At 39.7% G+C, this 20,743-nt stretch carries 18 protein-coding genes; 8 read left to right on the forward strand and 10 right to left on the reverse strand.

Annotated elements, in window-relative coordinates:
* Positions 1 to 659 precede the first annotated feature (659 nt).
* Positions 660 to 2,033, reverse strand: coding sequence for an IS1380-like element ISGsp2 family transposase (locus tag NSQ41_RS16025; protein ID WP_044899598.1), 1,374 nt, complete (start codon positions 2,031 to 2,033; stop codon positions 660 to 662).
* 750 nt (positions 2,034 to 2,783) lie between these two features.
* On the opposite strand from NSQ41_RS16025, the gene NSQ41_RS16030 reads away from it, so the two are divergent.
* Entirely contained in the window at positions 2,784 to 4,361 is a 1,578-nt protein-coding gene (locus NSQ41_RS16030; RefSeq protein ID WP_339210330.1) for an NADPH-dependent assimilatory sulfite reductase hemoprotein subunit, read from the forward strand.
* A 53-nt stretch (positions 4,362 to 4,414) separates the two neighbouring features.
* Here NSQ41_RS16030 and NSQ41_RS16035 read toward each other — a convergent pair whose 3' ends face one another.
* The 3 genes from NSQ41_RS16035 to NSQ41_RS16045 form a co-directional block, all read right to left on the reverse strand.
* On the reverse strand, positions 4,415 to 5,329 hold the full coding sequence (locus NSQ41_RS16035; RefSeq protein ID WP_063388369.1) for a catechol 2,3-dioxygenase: 915 nt from the start codon (positions 5,327 to 5,329) through the stop codon (positions 4,415 to 4,417).
* A 692-nt stretch (positions 5,330 to 6,021) separates the two neighbouring features.
* Positions 6,022 to 7,137: an IS4 family transposase gene (locus NSQ41_RS16040; protein WP_339210331.1), complete on the reverse strand. Its 1,116-nt coding sequence runs from the start codon at positions 7,135 to 7,137 to the stop codon at positions 6,022 to 6,024.
* A gap of 256 nt (positions 7,138 to 7,393) precedes the next feature.
* On the reverse strand, positions 7,394 to 8,596 hold the full coding sequence (locus NSQ41_RS16045; RefSeq protein ID WP_339192838.1) for a transposase: 1,203 nt from the start codon (positions 8,594 to 8,596) through the stop codon (positions 7,394 to 7,396).
* A 114-nt stretch (positions 8,597 to 8,710) separates the two neighbouring features.
* Here NSQ41_RS16045 and NSQ41_RS16050 point away from each other — a divergent pair, with 114 nt between their 5' ends.
* From NSQ41_RS16050 to NSQ41_RS16065, 4 genes are all read left to right on the forward strand, one after another.
* Positions 8,711 to 9,523, forward strand: a complete 813-nt coding sequence (locus NSQ41_RS16050; RefSeq protein WP_339210333.1) for a S8 family serine peptidase — start codon at positions 8,711 to 8,713, stop codon at positions 9,521 to 9,523.
* Positions 9,474 to 9,734 (forward strand): hypothetical protein, encoded by a 261-nt coding sequence (locus NSQ41_RS16055; protein WP_063388371.1) that lies wholly within the window; start codon positions 9,474 to 9,476, stop codon positions 9,732 to 9,734. The genes NSQ41_RS16050 and NSQ41_RS16055 overlap by 50 nt, the downstream gene beginning before the upstream one ends.
* Positions 9,735 to 9,844: 110 nt before the next feature.
* Complete coding sequence (locus NSQ41_RS16060; RefSeq protein WP_339210334.1) at positions 9,845 to 10,315, forward strand: YrvL family regulatory protein; 471 nt, start codon at positions 9,845 to 9,847, stop codon at positions 10,313 to 10,315.
* A 332-nt stretch (positions 10,316 to 10,647) separates the two neighbouring features.
* Positions 10,648 to 11,202, forward strand: a complete 555-nt coding sequence (locus NSQ41_RS16065; protein WP_339210336.1) for a hypothetical protein — start codon at positions 10,648 to 10,650, stop codon at positions 11,200 to 11,202.
* 160 nt (positions 11,203 to 11,362) lie between these two features.
* Here NSQ41_RS16065 and NSQ41_RS16070 read toward each other — a convergent pair whose 3' ends face one another.
* The 4 genes from NSQ41_RS16070 to NSQ41_RS16085 are packed head-to-tail and all read right to left on the reverse strand — an operon-like array spanning position 11,363 to position 15,492.
* On the reverse strand, positions 11,363 to 12,718 hold the full coding sequence (locus NSQ41_RS16070; RefSeq protein ID WP_339210338.1) for an LLM class flavin-dependent oxidoreductase: 1,356 nt from the start codon (positions 12,716 to 12,718) through the stop codon (positions 11,363 to 11,365).
* 24 nt (positions 12,719 to 12,742) lie between these two features.
* A complete protein-coding gene (locus NSQ41_RS16075; protein ID WP_339210339.1) occupies positions 12,743 to 13,564 on the reverse strand; it encodes an ABC transporter permease in 822 nt (273 codons plus the stop codon).
* 26 nt (positions 13,565 to 13,590) lie between these two features.
* The gene (locus tag NSQ41_RS16080; protein ID WP_063388411.1) at positions 13,591 to 14,418 is read right to left on the reverse strand and encodes an ABC transporter ATP-binding protein; all 828 of its coding nucleotides are present in this window, start codon (positions 14,416 to 14,418) and stop codon (positions 13,591 to 13,593) included.
* Between the two features lie 39 nt (positions 14,419 to 14,457).
* Positions 14,458 to 15,492 carry an ABC transporter substrate-binding protein gene (locus NSQ41_RS16085; protein WP_130158721.1) on the reverse strand — a complete coding sequence of 345 codons (1,035 nt, stop codon included), beginning with the start codon at positions 15,490 to 15,492 and terminating at the stop codon, positions 14,458 to 14,460.
* A 627-nt stretch (positions 15,493 to 16,119) separates the two neighbouring features.
* Here NSQ41_RS16085 and NSQ41_RS16090 point away from each other — a divergent pair.
* Positions 16,120 to 17,022, forward strand: coding sequence for a TauD/TfdA family dioxygenase (locus NSQ41_RS16090; protein ID WP_199757346.1), 903 nt, complete (start codon positions 16,120 to 16,122; stop codon positions 17,020 to 17,022).
* A 399-nt stretch (positions 17,023 to 17,421) separates the two neighbouring features.
* Here NSQ41_RS16090 and NSQ41_RS16095 read toward each other — a convergent pair whose 3' ends face one another.
* Complete coding sequence (locus NSQ41_RS16095; RefSeq protein ID WP_063388408.1) at positions 17,422 to 17,742, reverse strand: MazG-like family protein; 321 nt, start codon at positions 17,740 to 17,742, stop codon at positions 17,422 to 17,424.
* A 225-nt stretch (positions 17,743 to 17,967) separates the two neighbouring features.
* On the opposite strand from NSQ41_RS16095, the gene NSQ41_RS16100 reads away from it, so the two are divergent.
* Both NSQ41_RS16100 and NSQ41_RS16105 read left to right on the forward strand, forming a co-directional pair.
* Positions 17,968 to 18,552 (forward strand): TetR/AcrR family transcriptional regulator, encoded by a 585-nt coding sequence (locus NSQ41_RS16100; protein ID WP_144598172.1) that lies wholly within the window; start codon positions 17,968 to 17,970, stop codon positions 18,550 to 18,552.
* Positions 18,549 to 18,959 carry a DUF5367 family protein gene (locus NSQ41_RS16105; RefSeq protein ID WP_144598173.1) on the forward strand — a complete coding sequence of 137 codons (411 nt, stop codon included), beginning with the start codon at positions 18,549 to 18,551 and terminating at the stop codon, positions 18,957 to 18,959. Before NSQ41_RS16100 ends, NSQ41_RS16105 begins: the two co-directional genes overlap by 4 nt.
* Before the next feature lie 849 nt (positions 18,960 to 19,808).
* Here NSQ41_RS16105 and NSQ41_RS16110 read toward each other — a convergent pair.
* Positions 19,809 to 20,714, reverse strand: coding sequence for an SDR family NAD(P)-dependent oxidoreductase (locus NSQ41_RS16110; RefSeq protein WP_339210341.1), 906 nt, complete (start codon positions 20,712 to 20,714; stop codon positions 19,809 to 19,811).
* Positions 20,715 to 20,743: the final 29 nt, after the last annotated feature.

Genomic DNA, 20,743 nt, shown 5'->3' on the forward strand with positions numbered 1-20,743 from the left:
GGCTCTTTTTCAAACTATGATATGTACAAGCTTCATGGAACAGGAGCATATTTGTCATGCGGCAATTACCATGATCATGAGGTCAGCTTAAGCCTTAAATGTCAAAAATATCTTATTATAAAAATCAGCCCTCTTCTTTCAAATGTTCTATTTGCCAAATGCCTCTTTACCTGAATTTAGTGACTATTTGATCAATCATATAGTTTTCTGCCAGCTGTCTGCAGCATGCACACACTGTTATGAGGGCAAGCACATTTTTCACAGGTTTTAGGGTTTGCAAATTCCCTTCCTTACCGGATCATGCCGGTTGAAAAAGGAAATTCTCATTTCCCTGACCATATATACAAAAGTCCTAAGTTTTTTCGCATCCCACCTCCTGATAGAACTAAAGTTCTATGAATCTATTTTCATTTTATTACAATATAGGAAGGTATTTCAAGAATATCATGATCCTGAATCCGTGATGAATTGAAATCGACTTTGATTTTGTTGTAATTTTGATGGATTGATAATCCATAAAACCCCTTTTATGCTTATGACCTATGTCATCTCTATTTCCGAAAATGGAACAAATCTCTTTTTTAGGTATACGAACCAAAAAAAATAGACAAAAAAGCACAGGGAGTGACGTTGGACATCAGTGCCCGAACATTCGTTCGTTATCTTGCCTCTCTCCATTTCTGATAGACGTTCAGTAGGGGCTCGCTATAGCCACTCCTTCGCGTCAGTTTCATCCAGATCTGTCGTGATCGACGGACGAGTCGCCCTGCCATCGTGATCACCGTCTGAATAATCGTCTTGATGCGGCGGCGTTTCACTTTGTGGTGCAACGGATGTCTCGGATCGCTTAATAGATCTTGTCCAATCAGACGAAGAAGATTGTAAACGAAGGCTCCCATGACCAACACGAGCGCATTCGTTTTCATCTTCCCAGATGGAAGCCGCTCTAAATCTAAGTCGCTCTTCAGTTCGCTATGAAACTGTTCGCATGTCGCATGGTCATGATACAACGCGAGCACATCGCTCATTCGAACATGCTCGTATCCTTTGAGCCGCACCCAATAGCTTTCCACTTCATAATCAGGAACGAGCATCAGCTGTCCATTGCGTTCCATCGTCCGTTCCGTCACTTGGGTGACTTGAACGTACGTATACGTGTTTCCATCGATCGCTGCCTTCTGTGGAAGGCATAGCTCATAGGTTTGTACTCCTTCGCTTTGTCCATCATCGACACGTTTGCCCTTTTGCGAAGCGATCTGGAACCAAAGCGCTTTCGATTCTCGGCGTAAGTTTCGCTTGATGACAAAGTCCACGTCTTCCTTTAGGCATACGTGCACATTCGCTTCTGCATCGTTTCCTGCATCCATGCGAACAAGCAGACGAGATGAAGTCAGTTGACGAGCTCGACGGATAGCGGTGACTAAAAACGAGGGCATGTTGTCTTGCACATGTTGTTTCCCTGGACGCAACTCGGCATGAACGAGATACCCTTCCTTCCCTGCATACGCAAACAACGGTGTAAAACCGTCAAATCCTTTATACGTTCGACTGACTCCTTCTTTTTTCGTATCGGAGTTGTCAAATGGGGAACCATCTATATCAAGGGGAAGCCATGTCGTCTTTCCTTTGGTCCAACAAGGGGACAAAGTGGCATGTCGTTGAATCAACAGACGTATGGACTCCTCCCAAAGAATCGTTTCGGTCATCGGAAGACAAGCGAGCTGATCGAGTCGTTGTCGCAAGGTTGGAGAGGAAGGCACGTGCTGAATCCCCATCGATGCCGAAAAGATATCGTCCTGACGATACGCTTCGATATGATCGAAATCCGTTTTTCCTGTGGCAAGCAAGCCAATCATCGAGCGAATGACATCGCTATGGGAAATGTGCACTTCTCGACGAACCGTTGGAAGCCGAAGTGCGTTTACCCGTTTATCCAGTTTCGTTCGATGGAGTAAGTAGCCAACGAGAGCAAGCCCAGCACTTGGGGTAATCGCTTCATCTGTCAATACAAACCGAATCGGGAAATCTTTCATCACATCACCTACTTGATGAAGAATCGTCAACGTCGTTTTCCCTTATCGTATCAACGGTTTGCGACCATTGTAAAGATGTTTTGTCACGGATTCAGGATGATAAAAAAAACTGATTCCCCCCTTCATTACATTTAAAGGTGCGGGGTGAATCGGCAGAAATGAAATGCTAGTTTAAGAATGCACAAAAGTGATTGGACAAGATTTTAACATGCGCGACCTTGATTAATATTGTACATATCAAAATCACTTAAAGAGAAAAAAACATGTACACTCTTAAACAGTCAACAATGTACATGTTTATGGTTCTTACTCAATCTTGGTGATGGGAAGGAGGTTAATGGAGAAAATGAGTGTACAAATAAGTATTTTTATCTCTGTGTTATCAATGACCTCGATTTTTCACCAAAAGAACGTAAGAACCATGTTTATCCTGACTTTTACAGCAAAAAAAGAAATTCCATTCGTTTACTTTTTTGCGTGTTAATTAAATCTGTATCCTCTAGAACGATTTTTTCCCTGATCCTGCAAACGCAGATTTCACAAATCCTGAATCTGATCCGCACACATTTCCGTATGGAGACGCCTCCTTTCTTGATGACTGCTCCTAACAGCTCACTATATAGATCGGCTGAAAAATATAACAAGTTTTGTAGTGGATGGGTCAAATTGACGTCCTTTTGGATGGTGTGTTTTCGTCTTTTTCTTTATATCATAGTAAACAAATCAGAATTCAGGGAGGAGTGATTGTATTTGTCTACTCAAAACAAAAAAGAATCAAAAATCGAAGTGATTAAGCGACAAAGCCGCTATTTACGGGGGACAATCAAGGAAGCTCTTCAAGATGGCAAACCGATGTTTTCGGAAGAAAATGTACAGGTATTGAAGTTTCACGGTGTTTACCAGCAGGACGACCGGGATTTGCGGCACAAGCTTTTGAAAGAAGGCAAAGAGAAGCATTACTCGATGATGGTGCGTGCCCGAATACCAGGCGGGGTGTTGAATCCGGATCAATATTTGGTGTTCGATCGCTTAGCCGATGAATATTCGGAATACGGGACGCTGCGCATTACGACGCGTCAAACCATCCAGCTTCACGGCATACTGAAAGGGAACTTGAAGGCTACCATAAAAAGGCTGAACGAATCACTAATCACAACACTTGGCGCCTGCGGCGATTCGGGGCGGAACATCATCTGTTGCGCAAAGCCGGGCGATGAGCCGTTCCGCGCCGAGATGCGGGAAGATCTGCTTGCACTGACTGATCGGCTGAGTCCTAAGACAAATGCGTATCACGAAATCTGGCTTGACGGCGAACCGGTTCAGCTTTCTGATGGAGAGACTGAGGAGCCGCTGTACGGTGATGTATACCTCCCGCGCAAGTTCAAGGTTGCGATGGTACCGGAAGGAGATAACTGCATCGATGTGTACGACAATGACATCGGACTTGTGGCACATATCGAGAACGGACACGTTGCTGGCTATACTGTGCTGGTAGGCGGCGGTATGGGACGAACGGCGGTCGTTCAGGCAACTTATCCGAGGCTGGCGAGTCCGCTTTGCTATGTGCCCAGGAAGGATGTCGTAGACACAATCCTTGATACTTGCGTAGCCATTGTGACCATCGAACGGGACTTCGGAGATCGCTCAAACCGCCGTTTTGCCCGCATGAAATATTTAATCGACCGGCGAGGACTGGATTGGTTCCGGCAAGAGGTTGAGACAAGGCTTGGGCGTACTTTAGAGCCACCAAGAAAGCTGGAATGGTACAACGGGCACGACCATCTCGGCTGGCACCGTGAGCGTGACGGGATAAGCTACCTTGGCCTGTTTGTTCCATATGGTCGTATTAAAGATACTGAAACCATGAAATTGAAATCGCCACTTCAAAACATTGTGCGCGAATTTCGTCCGACCGTTCGCCTCACCACGCAGCAAAATGTGATCCTGAGCGGCATTCCAGACGAATTTCGACCGGCGATTGAAGAGCGATTGCGCTCTGCGGGAGTGCCGCTTCCACATGAGCTATCAACAGTCCGAAAAAATACAATGGCATGTGTAGCCCTGCCGACCTGCGGACTTGCGCTGGCCGAGTCGGAGCGGGCTCTGCCCGATCTGTTGCCACAGTTTGAGCAGCTGTTTCATGAGCTTGGCCTCTCGGACGAGACCATCACCGTCCGCATGACTGGGTGCTCAAACGGCTGTGCGCGCCCGTACAACGCCAACATCGCTTTTATCGGCAATGGCACATTTAAGGCATGGGCTGCTGCGTCCGATGTTTCTTTTATTAACGCCTCTTTTTGTTCTACTGTAAGACTTCCAAACAATTGAATTTGAATAATCGGCATGTTTTTATCCTCGCTTATGATCAGTTTTGCTTTTTCTTACGTCAATGCCTTGGCGAATGACTCCGTCAACTCTCTTCTGTGATAAAAAATTCCTTGACCGATTTTGTCTTCAGTCCATGTTATAGTTGGAAAATCAGGATAAGTAATGTAACCGCTCGCAAAAGCTTCATTGCGATTGCCTGAAGGATCAAAGAAATAAGTTGTTTGTCCTCGCGTAATGCCATGGCGTGTCGGTGTAACATCGAATTGGACATTATTTTTTGATAAAATATCTGCTGCCTTTAGCACATCATACCAATTGTCAACATAGAACGCGACATGGTGCATCTTCTTGTCCGGTCCTTTAATAAAGGCAACATCATGCGGTTTTCCATTTCTAGCATAAATAAAGCTCCCCACCATTTGTTCTCCATCTACTGTTGTAATTTTTTCACTAACGAACATATCCAGGACTTCAGTGAAAAATCTCGTTACAGTGTCTATATCATCTCCTGTTAATGCTAGGTGATCGAGACGATGCGGCGCAATTCCCCGCAGTCCATCCGGCCATGGGTGAGGATTCCAATCTCCTGTTTTCGTACCGACACGCTCGATTTTATGATACAATTCAACTTGGTGGCCTGTTGGAAGTTCAAAACGAATTGCTTCTCCTTCCGCAATTCTTGTTCCTTTTGAAACCCGTTTTAATGTACACCCGAATTGTTCAATCTTCTTTTCGTACTTGGCTAAATCTTCTTCGTTTTCTACTTTAAAAGCAATGTGATCAAGGCCAGGAGAGTCAGCCTCCTGAAGAATAAGGCTATGATGATCGAATTCATCCCACGCCTTTAAATAAACTCTCCCTTCACTTCTTCTCATCTCTTCAAGACCAATTACATTTGTGTAATACTTGACTGATTCTTCAAGATCCATGACTCTTATTTCAGCCTTGCCAACCCGCATAATAGCCATTTCAACCACTCCTTATATTTGATTTAATTTATGGAATAATTTTAACAATTTTTATTTTCTGATTATACAAATAATTGTGCTGTTTTACCTTTAAATTCTTTGCCATTTTCGCAATAATGTACTAAATTTTCATGAGGAGCTTCGAGAAATACTGAAAAACATATACTTATATGGTAAAAACGAAATCATTGATGATATGTTTGATAAATCCCTGCTGCTTTCAGTTCCTAATCGAAATTAATAAAAACGAAAAATATAATCGAAGTTTAAATTTGTAAAATATATGAAAATATTAGAATTTTTTATAATAGTGTGATTTAGTGTGATATACTACTGAATGTTTGGAAATTTTGAATTTGTATAAAGTGGGGTAGAAAAATAATTTAAGTAAAAAGTATTTGTTTGTTCTTCTAAGTATTCCTTTAATATTAGTCTCATTTCCGGTTTATGGTTCTGCCGAATCAAACAATACTGTAGAAAAAATAATTCTCTAGAAAACTACACATATTTGAGCATTTTGCAAAATTAGATTTTTTGGATAAAAGTCATTAGCATTGCATAAATATAGTTAGAATTTTCTGTTAATTATTTTTTGTGAATTTGTGCCAAAAAGACAAAACCTAAAGAAAGGTGGCACTGCCCATTTGGTAAATATATACAGTTAAACCAGAGCGACAACGACAAAAGGGAGATTATGGACTGGCTCGCCCATCAAATTTTCGCAACCAAACATAAGCTGGTTTCCACAGAGCTCTCTTTAACCAACGAGTAATTCGAAGTAGGGATTTCTTACTTTTCATCTCCAATTGAATGAGAACATGTAAGCAATACGTGATAAGGGCTAAGAAAATTTGATTTTGAATAGCTGTTTCACTCATTCCATAAAAGTGCTTAATTTCTACGTGTTGCTTGAGCCATTTGAAAAAGAGTTCAATAGCCCAGCGAGATCGGTAAATATCACTTATCTCTTCTGGTTTTAAATCAAATCGGTTGGTGATTAAACGAAGTAAGTTCCCTTTTGTGTCCATAACTTCTAGTAGACGATAGACATTTTCAGTACGATTTTGTGTGGTACCAATGTAGACCATTTTATCGGATAGAACGTGACAATCATCAGGAAGTGAAAATGTATAGACTTCACGAATGACTGCGTTTTTCTTCAGTCTTGAAACGAAGAAATAGCCATCATCTGTCATCCGATCAAAACGTTCATAGTCCACATAACCGCGGTCAAACACATACATGGCTTCTTGATCATCCACTAGGACTTCGAGTTGATTTCGGTCATGTTCTTTTGCTGTCGTAATCACTGCTTTTTCAGGATAGACGGTGTCTTTATCCATGAAAACGAGCCGTAAGTGTAGCTTTACACCAGCTTTTGTTTTACGGAATTTTGCCCATTTATAATGGGTCAAATTCAACGGGAGTGTACTTGAATCAATGATTTTCAGTGGCATATTCTTTCCGTTTTGATAATGGTGCCGTTGAATTTTCCAAACAAGATCCAAGAACAAATTTGCAAGAATTAGTGGGTTGATCTGATTGTTTTTTCGGGATAGCTGAGAGGCACTTATCGATTCAAATCCGAGTGCTTTTTGAAGATCTTCGTCTACAAGTGCATCACTCATTTCCTCTAAGCTCTTAAATTCGAGCAGCTGGGCTACCAATAAAAGTTTAATATAGGCTTCTGTTGTCAGCTTTTTTGTGTAATAGTCCTGTTTCAATTCTTTGACTTGTTCGCTAAGTTTTTGAATATTTATGGGTGAAACCCATTTACCAAATGATGAAATTAGTGTATTCTTGTCCATAATAGTTATCCTTTACGATTGGATTTGGACAGGAACCACCTGTACTTCCATTGTAAAGGATTTTTTTGTTTCGAAATCAATAAAAAATTGAACATTCTTAGTATTTTGAATCATCAGATTTAATTACTGCAATGCTAGTGGATAAAAGTATAAAAAATAAAGCACTCGACAAATAGCTACCAGCATGTTATTTTACAAAATATTACAATAATCTTGTTTTCGGGCATACCTACAGAATTTTTCACATTGAATTTTTTTAAGCGGCTTTCTTCCCTTTATTTTCCTTTGCCATCGCTAGCGCTGAAACAAGTAATACAATAGCGTTCAGGTAAATATGGGTCTTTACTTTTTCAATTCCCCATACATGTAGGGAGTTCGCCGTAAGGTAGCTTTTCATTCTTGAATTACAGCGTTCTACACTTGTCCTCTCGTTGTAAAGCTCTTTCCAACGTTTTGTATCACGGTGCGGATTGGAATATCGGCGCACATCCTTTTTGATGTCGACTTTTACCACCATTCCATAGTTGGAAGATGAACAGGCTGCCATTCCTAATGGGCAATCCACTTTGCCGGTTGCGTGAGGACATCTGAACTTGAGCTGGTCCTTATCAGCTCCCCAATAAGTCATTTCATAACCCATGGAACAACGCGGAGTTCCATTGGAAGAAATCCCTTCAGGAGGCTCTTTTTCGTTGCGCAAATTGAGCGGGATAATGGCTTGCGCTCCAATGTTTTTGGCTGATTCATAGTTTTTTAGTTGGTCATATCCGCCATCCATGATCAGAAATTCAATTTTGGATTTGGTACGCTCTGCCACTTGCTCTATTAATTCTGGTGCGACTTCTCCATCGTTCACATGGGCAGGGGTTACTTTTATGGCTATTGGCAGTTCGCTTGCGGTATCGACTGAAAGATGCATCTTATAGCCAAACCAGGTAATTTTATTGCCGAAGGAATCATATTTTGCGCCCCAATTGGCATTACCCGTTTGTTCACTACGCTTTTTGGGCTGTTTCTTTTCATAGGCATCAATGGCGGCACTGTCGATGGCCTGGTGGCTGCCGTCAATTATTCCTTCCTCCTGAGCTAACTGTACCAAGTCAAGGAAGATCTTTTCAGCCAGCTTTTTTTTGGTAAGTGCCGCAAAAACCCGGCTGAGAGTGGAGATAGACGGTGCGGGGCGATCAATCGATAAACCGCATTGATAACGGAAACGAAGGTCTTTATCCAATCGATGATGAAGGGCGGTAAAGGTGTCGATGCCTTCGAGTGGGGCAGCGATGAGAGCCCTTAGAATCCCTTCTCTGGAATGACCGTCAGCCCCTCGGGGTGAAGAACTTCTCAACTGTTTAGCATAAGGGCGTAAATCAAGCGAGCTAAAAAAGATAGGTAATTTCTCTTTTGACTCTAATTTTTGCAGTTCTTCAAAGGAAAATAGGCTTTCTTGTAGAATATACAAAGTGACTTCCTCCTTTTGAATTTTTGTGGTTTCGTCACTTCAAAAATTCTACATTTTAGGGGTGAAGTCCTTTTTTATGTCTTTGAAATCCTTATGGCTCTTGGGTCAAAAAATATGCAAAATGCTCATTTATTAAAAAGTCCTAAACAGGCTAAAGAAGTTTTAGAAATAATGAAAAACCAATACCCGTCTTTGAATGTAACAGCAATCGAAGATATTGGATTAATATATGTAGAGAATTCTAAAAATATAGATGTAAATAAAATTGAAAATAAAATAATAGAATATATAGATGTACAAGGGGAATTACCAGATCTCATTTCCCCTTACGAAGATGCCGTTACACCAAATAGAATTCTAAACGAAGTGAAGCAATTAACACTCGATGAGTTTAAAGAATCTAATCAATTTGACACTAATATCGAGTTTCCATCACTAAATTCTGAAACATTTACGCCTTTTAATTGGTATTTAAAAGATGTGACAAGTGATTATAAGAATTTATCTATTGATACAGGGGAACATTCCACAATTGCTTTAATAGATAGTGGAGTAGATATAGAACACCCATTGATAAAAGAAAATATTGATTTAACATTAGCAAAAAATTATGTCACAAATGACATGGATATTACTGATGAATTAGGTCACGGCACAACTATTGCTGGAATAATGTCAAGTATTGCTCCAGAGACAACAATTGTTCCTTACAAAGTTATTGGAAATGAGGTAGGGAAATCAGTATGGGTGATAGAAGCTATTATTGATGCAGCTAATAATGATAATGATGTGATCAACTTAAGCGTCGGTACTTATTTTATTAAGTCTGAAAAAGAAGATAAGTTACTGATTAAGGCATATAAAAAAGCTGTAAAATATGCAGAAAGTAAAGGGGCTTGGAATTCCTCAAGGATACACACTAACTGAAGGAACAAGTTATGCAGTAGCACAAGTCAGTGCTACTGCAGCTCTTATTATTTCAGAGTATACAGAACGAACAGGTAATAAGCCTTCTGTTAATAAAGTGCTTAAATATCTAGAGAAGGGAAGTTCTGATATCGGTAAGCCTGGTAGAGACAATTATTTTGGAGAAGGAAAAGTGAATGCATATAGTTCCTTAATGATGATAAATAAATAAAAATTAGAAAAGAGACTTTCTCAGGTTCTTTATATATATATAAATCATTTTTTACTAATAATTGGTAATGATAATTACCCGTTCTAATTTAAAATATTGAGAAAAATAATTTGAAGGAGGCAGTTCATATCAATAAATTTAAAACTGTTGGTATCTCTATTTCTATCGTACTGATAATATTACTCTTTATTGCTTTTTTTGAATACATCATTTTAAGAATAATAGGTTTCCAATATAATTCATTATTGGATTTAGTATTGTTCTTTATTTTGTATTTATTCCTTGAAATACCTCTTGCTTTTATTACAGATGCAATACCAAAAGCTTTAAAATCTGTTGGCATACTTCAAACGAGTAAAGGATGGCTACCATTTATTTTGAATACAGCTCTTACCTTTTTATTGATTGAAGTAATAGATAATTTTATGGCAAATATTGAAATCGAATGGCAAGGTTCACTCATATTTGCGATGGTTACTGGATTTATTGGTTGGAAATTAAGAAAAGATGAGGATGAACCACCAGATATTGATAGTGAGGAATTTAAAGAAATAGATAATAAATTTAAACCCAAAAAATAAATCATTAAACATATGTGAATGCTTTATACAAATCTAGGTAACATAAAGCCAACTATGGGAAGTAATGAAAACCGCCAACCCCTTGATACGCAAGGAATTGGCGGTTTTCTGTTTTGACTCGTTTATGCAGGATTTTATACATCCTTGATGGATCAAGGGTTTTCCCCTTTTATGAAGCTCTAAATCTTGCGTAAAAAAGGCGGATTTTATGCAGTCCTTCTCTCCCTTTTCCTCCTTACAGAACAGGTAAATGAATTATATCTGTCGAATGCTTCTAAAACGGATAGGAGAACGCTCTATATCCCGTCCCATCCCACTAGGAGGTTGAACGAATGAAATCGCAAGAACGAGCTTACAGTACCAAAGAAGTGAGCCATACCTTAGAAATTGGTGATAGTACATTACGAAAATGGTACCTAGCTTTGGAAAAGAACGGTTATACCTTCATCAAAAATGACCGAGCACAGCGATTATTTATTGAAAGCGACCTAGTCAAACTAAGACACTTCCAAACCCTTGTTCAACAACACAACATGCAGTTAGAGAACGCCGCGATCGTTGTCGTTGACCGGTTTGGGAAAGGGGCGTTCGAAGAAGTAACGGGCCACGTTCCAGCTGAAAAACCAAACGAAAATCGTTCGTTCCCTCATTCGGATGATCACATTTCTAAATTATTGAAACACATCGAGCAGCAAGAAACATTCAATCAAGAATTATCCTTCCAAGCTAGAAATATTTCCATAGCCTCTCACTCCTCGTATACTAAGTTTCAGAAAGTTTTTTTTATCGAATTTCCAGTCCATGCAACAAAAATAGAGTATGAACTTTTCAATTTAAAACATTTATTAATTTCTAAATTATATAAAAAAGATAATTTATATAAATGAATCTTAGTCTAATTCCAATAAAGAAGCGGCCAGCTCTTACTTCTAAAATAAAAAGGATGCCCTAAAGTTTTACTTTTTGGGACACCCCTAACTAATTGACTCGACCATTAAACTGTCATTTTCGCATGACTATTTTTTTAGATGCAATATTTCCCTTCATCTACAGTGTCTCTCCTATTTTAGCAATTAAAGTATTTTCAGGACGTTTTAGCCCTAAATGTTCTCGTAAAGTATTGCCCTCATATTCCGTGCGGAACAATCCCCGTTTTTGCAGTTCAGGTATCACTAAGTCAACGAAGTCTTCAAGTCCTCCGGGCAAATATGGCGGCATAATATTGAAGCCATCAGCTGCCCCATTTTCAAACCATTCTTGCAGTTGATCGGCAATTTGTTCAGGTGTTCCCTTAATTTCTCTATGCCCTCGTGCTCCTGCTATCCGTTGATATAGCTTACGAATCGTTAATCCTTCACGCTCAGCAAGGTCTTTTAACAGCTTAAAACGGCTTTTCCCTCCATTTATTTGTTCCAAATGAGGCAAATCAGGCAAGGGACCGTCGACAGGATACCCTGATAAATCAACACTTAACATTCCAGATAAAAGAGCAACTCCTGCTTCTTCAGGAATAAGTTCTTCCAGCAGCTTCTTATTCTTCTCAGCTACTTCTTCAGTACTTCCGATAACAGGAAAAACACCTGGCATAATCTTCAATTCATCTGGTGAACGCCCATATTTTTTCATTCTTCCTTTCACATCAGCATAAAAAGCTTGAGCCTCTTCAAGCGTCTGCCACGCTGTAAAAATAACCTCCGCGGTACGTGCGGCCAGCTCTTTTCCAGCTTCAGACGAACCTGCTTGGATCACAACCGGATGGCCTTGAACAGGACGGGAAACGTTTAAAGGTCCTTCTACAGAAAACCACTTTCCTTTATGATGAATGGCCTGTATTTTTGAGCCGTCCACAAATTGAGCCGATTCCTTATTAATCACTAAAGCGTCATCTTCCCAACTATCCCATAGCTTTTTCACTATATCTACAAATTCTTCAGCACGATCATAACGCTGTTCATGCGGAAGATGTTGCTCTAAGCTAAAGTTATGAGCTTCTGCTTCCGTATTGGATGTGACGACATTCCATGCTGCCCGGCCTTTGCTCAAATGATCAAGCGAGGCAAATCTTCGCGCTACATTAAAGGGTTCATTAAATGTGGTCGACACGGTAGCTGCAAGCCCAATGCGTTCGGTCACAGATGAAAGGGCTGATAACAGAGTAAATGGTTCAAAAAGTGTATTCACTGTCTGCTCAAATGCCTTGTGATTGCCTGTTCTTACTGCATACGTGTCCGCCAGAAAGATCATATCGAACTTTCCTCGTTCAGCCGTTTGCGCAAGCCTTTTGATAAAATCAAAGTTCATGACATTATGAGCTTCTGCATCAGGATGCCGCCAAGCTGCGACATGATGCCCCGGGATCATGAAAAATGCACCTAATTTCATTTCGCGCTTATTTGCCATCATTTTAATTTTCCCCTCTTTCCTTTATTATTGATTTGTCTTCCAAGCAGAGAACCGTTTTTCCAAAGATACTAAAATATAATTTAATACAAAGCCAAGTATGGCAATGGTAATAATACCGGCATACATTTCGGGAATTTGAAAATTCATTTGAGTATAATTAATTAAGTATCCTAATCCTTCTTTAGCCCCTACCATTTCAGCAGCAATTAATACGAGAATGGAAGCTGTTCCCGCCATACGTATTCCGGTAAAAATAGTCGGAATAGATGCAGGCAAAATAACTTGATAAAACAATTTATATGGCGGTAATCCCATTGATCTTGCCGATTTAATAAGTAACGGATCGACATTTCGAACGGCACTAATAGTATTTAGCAGAACAGGAAATGTACAAGCGAATAAGACAATCGCTACTTTCGATGTTTCACCAATGCCAAACACTAATATAAATACAGGCAATAACGCTAATGCAGCTGTGTTTCGGAATAATTCCAGCACCGGGTTTAACAAATCGCTAACGATCGGGTACCAGCCAATCAATAATCCGAGAGGAATAGCAATAAGCAGCGCAATTCCAAATCCAATAAATGAACGTACAATACTCGCTTGAAAGTGAGCCAATAATTCACCTGAGACAACTAATCCCCACCAGCCTCCAACTACTTTTGAAAAAGGCGGAAAGAACGTCGGATCGGTCACTCCAATGCGAGGCGCCACTTCCCAAAATAAAAGCAGCAGAATAATAACGGCTGTTTGCTTCACAAGTTTTTGAATCCAGTGAAAAGAAAAACGGATATGTTTTCTCGTTTCATATGTAGTTTGAATGGATTTGCTAACACTAGCCAATGTCATCACTCCTTTTATTAAATTTCCTAAGCTGAATGCTCTTTTTTATGATCATTTTGCGATTTACTGACCTCATCCCGCAGTAAATCCCAAATTTGATGGCGAGTCTTTACAAATTCCGGCGTGGAACGCGCATCGTCTTCCTTTGCTTGGGAATGAGCTGAGTTTGTAATAATTTGTTTTATCGTCCCCGGACGTGAAGTCATTACAGCGATACGCTGTCCTAAGTACACGGCTTCATCAATTCCATGAGTAATGAACACGATCGTCTTCTTTGTTTTTTCCCAGATACGAAGCAATTCGTTTTGCAATGTTTCGCGTGTTTGAGCATCCAAGGCCGCAAACGGTTCATCCATTAATAAAACGTCAGGGTCAAAAGCCAAACTTCTAGCAATAGCTACACGCTGCTTCATCCCGCCTGATAGTTCGTGGGGATAACGTTCTTCAAAGCCGGACAAGCCGACTAGCTCCAAAAAATGACGGGCGATTTCCGAACGTTCCTTTTTTGGCACACCTTTCGCTTTTAAACCAAACTCAATATTTCCCTTAGCTGTTTTCCAAGGAAACAAGGCGTACTGTTGAAAGACAATTGCTCGATCTAAACCGGGGCCGTCGATTTGCTTCCCATCTATTAAAATTTTCCCAGATGTTGGTTGAGACAATCCGCCGAGAAGATCAAGCAAAGTTGATTTTCCGCATCCTGACGGCCCGACTAACGTTAGAAATTCTCCATTTTTAACGGAAAAATGAACGTTCCTCAATGCGGTAAACTCTTTAAAGCTTCCTTTTCCCTTTTCAACATCCCGAATTTTAAAAATTTTTGTGACATGGTCAAATTGAATTTTATCTGTCACCTGTTGAACACCTCCTAAACATTTTTGCTCAAGCTTCCTTTAGTAAGGGTTGAATTCATTTGTGTATAAGTCATCCAGCCCAATTTCGCCTTTTTTCAACTCACCGCTTTTTATTAGCCAATCGATCCACACTTGAAAATCTTTCTCCTGTATATAACCTCCTTTCGAGCCGATTCCTGTACTTTTCCAAAATTTAACTGTTTCACCATCTTCTTTTCGTTTTCTTTTTTCAATAATTGCTTCATAACGTGCAATGACTTCTTCTCTAGGGGTTGAACGCGCCCATTCAATTGCTTTCGCTGTTGCTTCAACGAATTTTCTCACAGTATTCGGATTTTCTTTAATGAATTTCTCAGTAAAAACATAACTGCCCGCATTAAAAGCACCAAACAAATCATAATCACTAAAGAGCTTCCGAATCCCGCCCCTTTCTAATGCCCGGTCCCGCAGCATTCCGCCTAACACAGCTACATCAATTTGTTTACTACGCAATGCTTGTTCTGCATTGACTGGCGGAATCACCACTATCGTTACTTTTTTAATTTCTTCCTCTGTTAATCCATTTTGACGCAAGTATTCTTTTAACACGAATTCATGGTGTGCACCGAGAGTATTCATCCCGACTTTTTTGCCAATTAAATCTCGCGCCTCTTTAATCGGACTATCCTCTAATGTATAAAACCCACTGAACGTATCTTCATCGCTGCCGTAATAACTGATCACGGCTTTAATCGGGGCGCCGCTGGCTTTTAATTTAATAATTGCTCCATTAAATGCACCGCCAAAATGAATTTCCCCTGTTGCAGCTGTTTGGATATCCTGTGGTCCACTCGTTGTATTTCCAACCCATTCAAGTTTGATTGGATCTAAATAACCTAAATCTTCCGCCAATTCCGGGAAAGTGACTTGTCCAGGAGATCCTTGATAGCGCAGTGTCAGCGTCTCATATTTGCCATCACCTCCGGCTTTGCCTTCTTTTTCAGCAACTGTTTTGTTCTGGCAGCCAGCAGATAAAACAACTGTCCCTACTAACAATAAAATTCCTATCACTCTGCAATTCTTCAACAACTTCATCTTACTCCTCCCTTTTGATTTCAATTGAATAGGAAGAGGTGACTAACCCCCGACCTCTCACACAACCGTACGTACCGTTCGGTATACGGCAGTTCAATTAAGTCCATGCCAACCCGCATAAAAAAGGTCTTTACATTTTCTGTAAAGACCTCCAGTGTACTGGTCGGCATATTCATCTATTAAAAAAATACCGGAGACATTTTGCAGCAATGTCTCCGGTTGACCGGTGGGAACAATCAATTAACCGATATTTCCTATTGAATTAGTATACATTAGTTATCCTTAATGTTACTGAGCAAATGAAAAATAGTCAAGCTAAAATTTACTGTAAAATATTAATTTTTTATAAATAAAAAATTTTTAAAATTTAATATTGACATTTTTTTCTTGTGAATCTAATATTTTTACTAAACCGATATGAATTCATCGGATTTACAACTGGAATAAAAAGCTGACCAGCCATCTGGAAGCCGGAGCTCATCTGCTCTGGCTTTCTTGCTTATTATCGGTTTATTAAAATGGCTCACTCAACGAGCAAGGAGGTGGGGCTTCTATTAAGTGCCGATGAAATTTTGAGAAAGATGAATATTCCGTAGAATCATAAACTTTCTTGAGGAGGCGATCTCTATGACTGATGTCAAACAAGTACAAAATGAATCAGAGATTATTGTCAAACCAGTTGCCGGACGAATTGGCGCTGAAATATCAGGCATCAAACTTTCCGATAAACTAGATGCTGAAACAATTCAATTTATTCGCGAAGCGATCTTAAAGTACAAGGTAGTTTTCTTCCGAAATCAGCATCATCTAGATGATGCGGGGCAGGAAGCCTTTGCACAGCTGCTTGGCAATCCTGTTGTTCATCCAACTGTTCCAGCAAAAGACGGCTCCAATTATATTTTTGAGCTAGACTCTGATCGTGGCGACCGGGCCAATTCATGGCATACAGATGTTACATTTGTAGATGCATTTCCGAAATTCTCCATTTTACGGGGGGTTGTGATCCCTGAAGCAGGAGGGGATACTGTTTGGGCGAACACAGCTGCTGCCTATGAAACTCTGCCAACAGAACTGCGGAATCTTGCTGATCAATTGTGGGCAATCCATACAAATGCCTATGATTATGCAGCACTGCGATATAATATATCTCCTGAAGCAAAAAAGCACTATGACGAAGTATTCACTTCCACTTTATATGAAACCGAGCACCCCGTTGTCCATATACATCCTGAAACCGGTGAACGCAATCTTTTACTTGGTCATTTTGTCAAAAAATTTGTCGGACTTTCCACCTTCGATTCAGCCCAATTGTTCACTGTCCTGCAGCAGCATATTATACAATTAGAAAATACAGTTCGCTGGAAATGGAGTGCAGGAGATGTTGTGATTTGGGATAACCGTGCAACCCAGCATTATGCAATAAATGACTATGGCGACGAACAAAGAGTTGTGAGAAGAATTACAATTGCAGGAGATGTTCCTGTTAGTATAGACGGCCGCCGCAGCATTACACGAAAAATAGAAAAATAGTCCCATCAGGATTTTTCTAACCAATAATTTATAAAAGCCTTTCAGTTAAACTTCAAAAATTTTTATAACCAAATAAAAACGGCATCTCCCTTATGTAATATCAAGCTATATAAGTTCGGAACCGTTTTACGCAGAATCGTCATCCTCTGATGCGAACACTGCCTTTTATCTAATAACCTTGGAATCGTTTTTATCGCTAATGACTTTTGAAAATTGGGCATCCCCCCTATTGCCCGGAAAAGAAAGTTTATTTGCAATTGGTCGACCATAAAAAGAAATGGATTTCACAATCTATTCAACAATCGTTTGCGGCATCAAAGAATACGGAAGAATCCGTTCACCACGTGGAACAGCGATGCCGCAATTTTACCTTATTACGGAATTTTTAAGACATAAAACTTAAACAGTAGAATAACGATCTAACAGCTTCTTTTTATGTGAATGAAATACTTCTTCCAAAGGAATATTGTATTTGTTTGCAATAACTATGATGTTTCCTAACACATCTCCCAGCTCTTCGATTAATGCCTGTTTATTTTCCTCAACTGAACCTGTTGATTCGTCTGGTCTGTCTCTGCCAATTTCAAGCGCTCTTATAGCTCGGGCAACTTCCCCTGTTTCTTCGGCTAAAAATCCAATGCGGACAAAAATATCTAATTCAGCCCAGCCCCTGCTGTCATAATACTCCTTCACCCATTGTTGAAACTCATTGATATCCATTTTGTTCACCTGCCCTTTCTCTCTTAAAAAGAGTCACATGAAAACTCTTTTCTTGTCAATATTCAAATTAGAGAATTCAAATGACTTTTGAAAAGATAGTAATTATGACCATTTTATATTGTGGTACTGTCAAGAATTTTGTATAATCTAAAATGAATCAGTGAATAAACGGTAAATTTTTTTGAGTTAAGTTAGTTATATGAATAACTAATAAGGAGTGATCATATGGCAAAGCCGAATGTTATTAGTAAAAATGAATTAATTCGTTCCGCGAAGAAGTGTTTAGTCAAAAACGGAATTGAAAAGTTCACATTGAGGGCAGTCGCCGAAACGGCAGGGGTTACGCAGGGGACTGTTTATTATCATTTTCGAACAAAAGAACAATTATTATTGGATATTGTAAAAGATATTTGCGACAGTTCTTGGGACGAATTATCGAAAAGTGACGGCAACATCATTAAACAAGCGATTGAGACAGCGAAAAGCCGTTGTTCTCATGATTCTTTTTTTCATAAATTGTTCTTAACACTCGTCGTTTCAGGTTTTCATAATGATAAAATCAGGGAACAGCTTGAGGGGATTATTTTACAAGAAAATAAAGCTCTAGCGGAAAATTTATTAAAAATATGGCCTTTATCACCAATTAAAGGAATTTCGCTTGACACATGGGCGATCATTTTAAACGCTGTTGTAGACGGAATCGCCTTACAGGCTCTATTGTCAAAAAATTTTCCGGTAGAGAAAACATACGCAGAACTTGAGAAATTATTTATAGCATTGAGCGGCTTACAAGAGGTGGAGAACAAATGAAGGGATATTTGCACACAGCATGCTGGAGCGTTTTTGTTTGGTTTTTTGCCACAATGTTTTTTGTTATGTTTGGGGACAGCGTTCTTTTCAGACCGGGTACAGCGGAGTTTGCTGTCAGCCTCTCTTTGCTAATAGCTGGAACAGGGGTGTTATTGGCAGGAGCCACGTATTTATATGTATTGTTTGACAAAGCCGAAAATGCACCGCTGAAATTTGGATTCATCGGCACGATCGTTGGTTTAATTTTAGATACTTTTTCTTTATCCAACCACCAGCTGATTTTTCCTAAGCTTGATGAGCCGCAGGTTATCGCTTTTGCAGCATGGATGTCTTTTGCCTACGCATTGTATTTATTAATACCTGCCATAATAAATGAATTAATGAAAAAGAAGCTCAAAACCGAATGAATTAAAATGCAATCACAAAAAACGGGGGTGCTAATAAGTCGTTTTTACGGCTTATTGACGCCCCCATTAATGTTTAGAAACGTTGATATATCGTGGTTATCAATGACGATTTGACTTTCTAAGACAGCCCCTTTAGGGCATTGTATGACTGTTCGAATTTAAAGGGATTTCACCTTATCAAAACGTGAGTCTTTTCTTTTCCTTATTTAAGTAATCCATGCTGCCGCCTGCCTAATAACCGAATCAAAATTTAGAAGAAAGCAAGATAGATGTTGAGGACGTCTTTCTCATTAAAAAGAATTTCAAAATGTCCTTTTACGCTATTTATAAGCTGCCGTCTACCTGATAAAGCTCCGAAGAACCTTTTATTTTAACTTATACGTTTGGATCATCAATTTTATCATTGAAGCTAGACAAACTGTCCCAAATAAAACAACATATAAGAAGGCCGATTACTAAAATCATTCGTATTTAGAACAGCAAAAATTAAAGCTGTAAAAGTGAGAGCCAGCAAAAAATACAAACTATATTTACCCAATAATTTTGAAGTGAATCCTATTCCAACAACTAACAATAAGAATATGCCAATCTGGCAAAAAAAATTCCAAGCTCCTCACTTCTCGCATAAAGTTTAGAATCCCAGCTGATGGCACTTTTCTAATCTTTAAATTGTTTTTCTTTTACAGGAAAACCAAGTGCACGGATTAAGATATTTTTTGTACTTGGCAGCGACTTCCCGACCTGCGATTGCCAGCCCGGCCCACCAAACGATTTCGCCAATTGCAATCAGCGCCGGAACATCCGCCGCTTTTTGAGTAAGAGTGAGCGGAAGCAATGGGACAACGGCGGCTAGTCCATACAAAATAAACGAGGCAATAATAAGAATGACAGCAATCTTGCGGAGATAGCCTCTTTTATGCCTATTCGGCTTTTGCTGTCCGCAATCCTCTGTCCTGTAAAAAAATTGTTGAAGCATTTTTCCATATTTTTCATCATGATAGCATCAGCCAGCTTCGGCGATATGGAGTTAAGCTTGGCAAAAAGGATCGTGGACATCCCTCCCATAATTCGTACTGTCTTCTTTTTTTCAATTGTTTTAAGCAAATCCTCTGCCACTTTTTCAACAGGCATAATGGAAACACCCATTTTCCTCCAAAGCGGATGAAATGGTCTTTCAGCTTCAGTATCTGCAGGACTTGGCGAAAAAAAGGCAACCCTTGCTTGACTGCCTTCCAACTCCAATTCACGGTTTACAGCTTCAATAAATGTGAACAGCCCTGCACGTGATGCAGCATCGACACTATAATAAGGAAAAGCCAAGCGGCCATCTGCAAATCCCCCGATATGCACAATCGTGCTGCCTGTTTGTTCTCTCATATGCGGCAGGAATGCCTTCGTTATAAGAATCGCTCCTAAAAGATTGATATCAAGCGTGTTCTTCGCTTCTTCATAACTATGCTCAGCTAAAGACTTTCTCACGTCATAACCCGAAGCATTGACGACAATATCAATATGGGCCGACCACCTTTTTACAATATTTTTCAGTTCTTCAATCGATTGTAAATCAGTAATGTCAAAAACGGCTGTTGTTATATCTCCAGTTATTTGCTCTGCTGTCTTTTTAACCTTTTCTTCATTCCTTCCAACTAAAAGAAGCCTTGCACCTTTATCGGCAAAAGCTTTTGCAAAGCTTGAACCTAATCCCCCTGAAGCGCCTATGACAATAACGGATTTACCCTCAAAACTCCTTTTCATGAACAGCTCCTCCATGTAAAAATGTATAT

It is taken from the genome of Aeribacillus sp. FSL K6-8210 (genome assembly GCF_037963925.1).
Classification (GTDB): Bacteria; Bacillota; Bacilli; order Bacillales; family Aeribacillaceae; genus Aeribacillus; species Aeribacillus composti.

Coding starts and splice junctions, on each gene's coding strand:
- NSQ41_RS16050 (WP_339210333.1), top strand. CDS start 8,711: ATGCAAAATGCTCATTTATTAAAAAGTCCTAAACAGGCTAAAGAAGTT.
- NSQ41_RS16025 (WP_044899598.1), bottom strand. CDS start 2,033: ATGAAAGATTTCCCGATTCGGTTTGTATTGACAGATGAAGCGATTACC.
- NSQ41_RS16055 (WP_063388371.1), top strand. CDS start 9,474: ATGCAGAAAGTAAAGGGGCTTGGAATTCCTCAAGGATACACACTAACT.
- NSQ41_RS16100 (WP_144598172.1), top strand. CDS start 17,968: ATGGCAAAGCCGAATGTTATTAGTAAAAATGAATTAATTCGTTCCGCG.
- NSQ41_RS16110 (WP_339210341.1), bottom strand. CDS start 20,714: ATGAAAAGGAGTTTTGAGGGTAAATCCGTTATTGTCATAGGCGCTTCA.
- NSQ41_RS16035 (WP_063388369.1), bottom strand. CDS start 5,329: ATGGCTATTATGCGGGTTGGCAAGGCTGAAATAAGAGTCATGGATCTT.
- NSQ41_RS16105 (WP_144598173.1), top strand. CDS start 18,549: ATGAAGGGATATTTGCACACAGCATGCTGGAGCGTTTTTGTTTGGTTT.
- NSQ41_RS16040 (WP_339210331.1), bottom strand. CDS start 7,137: ATGGACAAGAATACACTAATTTCATCATTTGGTAAATGGGTTTCACCC.
- NSQ41_RS16095 (WP_063388408.1), bottom strand. CDS start 17,742: ATGGATATCAATGAGTTTCAACAATGGGTGAAGGAGTATTATGACAGC.
- NSQ41_RS16070 (WP_339210338.1), bottom strand. CDS start 12,718: ATGATGGCAAATAAGCGCGAAATGAAATTAGGTGCATTTTTCATGATC.
- NSQ41_RS16085 (WP_130158721.1), bottom strand. CDS start 15,492: ATGAAGTTGTTGAAGAATTGCAGAGTGATAGGAATTTTATTGTTAGTA.
- NSQ41_RS16090 (WP_199757346.1), top strand. CDS start 16,120: ATGACTGATGTCAAACAAGTACAAAATGAATCAGAGATTATTGTCAAA.
- NSQ41_RS16065 (WP_339210336.1), top strand. CDS start 10,648: ATGAAATCGCAAGAACGAGCTTACAGTACCAAAGAAGTGAGCCATACC.